The organism is Herbaspirillum sp. VT-16-41 (genome assembly GCF_001994935.1).
Lineage (GTDB): Bacteria > Pseudomonadota > Gammaproteobacteria > Burkholderiales > Burkholderiaceae_D > Herbaspirillum > Herbaspirillum frisingense.
This window is the reverse complement of sequence record NZ_MUXB01000034.1, coordinates 1-1,987: the sequence shown is the minus strand read 5'-3', so window position 1 is coordinate 1,987 and position 1,987 is coordinate 1. Positions and strand designations below refer to the sequence as shown.

Here is a 1,987-nt window from a genome sequence, read left to right as displayed (position 1 = left end):
TGAAGCAGCTCGACGAGCGTGCCATGCAGCTGCTGGAAGAAGTGGACCTCACCGGTTTCGCCCACACCACCACGGTGGACCTGCCCTACGGCCGCAAGCGCGCGCTGGAGATCGCCACCACCCTGGCCATGGAGCCGGAACTGATGCTGCTGGACGAGCCCACCCAGGGCATGGGCCACGAAGACGTGGACCGCGTCACGGCGCTGATCAAGAAGGTCTCGGCCGGTCGCACCATCCTCATGGTGGAACACAACATGAGCGTGATCTCCGGTATCTGCGACCGCATCAGCGTGCTGCAACGTGGCGCGCTGCTGGCCGAAGGCAGCTATGAAGAAGTTTCGCGCAATCCGCAGGTGATGGAAGCCTACATGGGCAGCACCTCGGTCGAACTGCAGGGAGCGCACTGATGAGCACCGCCACCATGAACGTCACCACCAGCACCTCGTCTTCCAACGCGCCGCTGGTACTGCAGATCAGTGACCTGCAATCCTGGTACGGCGAATCGCACATCCTGCACAACGTCGACCTGAACGTGCACCAGGGTGAAGTGGTCACGCTGCTGGGCCGCAACGGCGCCGGCCGTACCACCACGCTGCGTTCCATCATGGGCCTGGTCGGTACCCGCAAGGGATCGATCAAGATCAACGGCCAGGAAACCATCAACCTGGCCACCCACAAGATCGCCCACCACGGCGTCGGTTACTGCCCGGAAGAACGCGGCATCTTTTCCTCGCTCTCCGCTGAGGAAAACCTGATGCTGCCGCCCTTCGTCTCCAAGACCGAGAAGGGCATGTCGATCGAAGAGATCTACGACATGTTCCCCAACCTGAAGGAACGTCGCAACAGCCAGGGCACACGTCTGTCCGGTGGCGAACAGCAGATGCTGGCGGTGGCCCGCATCCTCCGCACCGGCGCCCGCCTGCTGCTGCTCGACGAGATTTCCGAAGGCCTGGCACCGGTCATCGTGCAGGCACTGGCGCGCATGATCACGACCCTGAAGGCCAAGGGCTACACCATCGTGATGGTCGAGCAGAACTTCCGCTTCGCTGCGCCCCTGGCCGATCGCTTCTATGTCATGGAACATGGCCAGATCGTCGAGTCCTTCGAGTCTTCGCAGCTGGAAGCGAAGATGCAGACCTTGAACGAACTGCTGGGCGTCTGAGTGATCGGCGTGCAAATGAGCCGTGGCGGGACCAGCGTCGGCATAAAAATATCTCCATTGTTTTTTTCGTGTTAAAACCGCTATCACTGATAATAATCATTAACTGGTCTATGTTTTAAGTATCCATAAATAAAGAAAAATTAACGTTTCTTTTTTTCCAGTTAATTATTTCACCGGTTGTACTTAAAGGAAAAGAATGACCCATACATCCTCGCAGAACCTGGGGGAACAATTCGAGCAATGCACAGGAATTATTCGTCAGGCATCGAAAGAAATATTAATGCTGCTTAATGTGCATTTTGACGAAGGGAAGGATCCTCGCTGGTTTCTTGAACAACTCGATATTGCACGTTTGAGCCTCGGCGGATGGGGCGCTGTCGCAAAACGGTTAAGGCTTAATGATGCGGAATTAACCCAATTCACCTTACAGCTACGCCATTTGCAACAACTGGTGCCCAGCAGGCGCATGGCGCGCACGATATCCATCCCGCCGGCCAGCAGCAGTTCGAGCATGTTATCCATGGAGCTCGAGCCAGCGCCGGTTTCGTTGACGAACGGCGCGGCATCATGCAGATCCGGGATTAGCGGGGTCTGGAATTTGTAGGTACGCGCGCGTGCCCACTGACGGTTACCGGTGATGGTGTTGATTTCACCGTTATGCGCCAGATAGCGGAACGGCTGTGCCAGCGGCCAGCGCGGTACGGTGTTGGTGGAGAAGCGCTGGTGGAACAGGCAAATGGCCGATTCCAGACGCAGATCCGCCAGGTCCAGGTAGAAGCGCGGCAGGTCAGCCGGCATACACAGACCTTTATAGATGTTCACCAG

2 protein-coding genes and 2 pseudogenes are annotated in these 1,987 nt (G+C 57.3%); 3 read left to right on the top strand and 1 reads right to left on the bottom strand.

Translation table 11 applies throughout. The annotated features are described in order from the left end of the window. The 3 genes and pseudogenes from BTM36_RS03885 to BTM36_RS29555 all read left to right on the top strand — a co-directional run. On the top strand, window positions 1-407 hold a 407-nt coding region (locus tag BTM36_RS03885), incomplete at its 5' end, for an ATP-binding cassette domain-containing protein (protein WP_139347047.1). After that, window positions 407-1,162: an ABC transporter ATP-binding protein gene (locus BTM36_RS03880; protein WP_077235304.1), complete on the top strand. Its 756-nt coding sequence runs from the start codon at window positions 407-409 to the stop codon at window positions 1,160-1,162. The genes BTM36_RS03885 and BTM36_RS03880, both read left to right, overlap by 1 nt. Before the next feature lie 196 nt (window positions 1,163-1,358). Further along, window positions 1,359-1,586, top strand: a pseudogene (locus BTM36_RS29555) (STY4199 family HEPN domain-containing protein); the annotation flags it as partial. A 44-nt stretch (window positions 1,587-1,630) separates the two neighbouring features. On the opposite strand, the pseudogene BTM36_RS03870 reads toward BTM36_RS29555, so the two are convergent. Beyond that, window positions 1,631-1,984 (bottom strand): annotated as a pseudogene (locus BTM36_RS03870) (hypothetical protein); the annotation flags it as partial. Window positions 1,985-1,987: the final 3 nt, after the last annotated feature.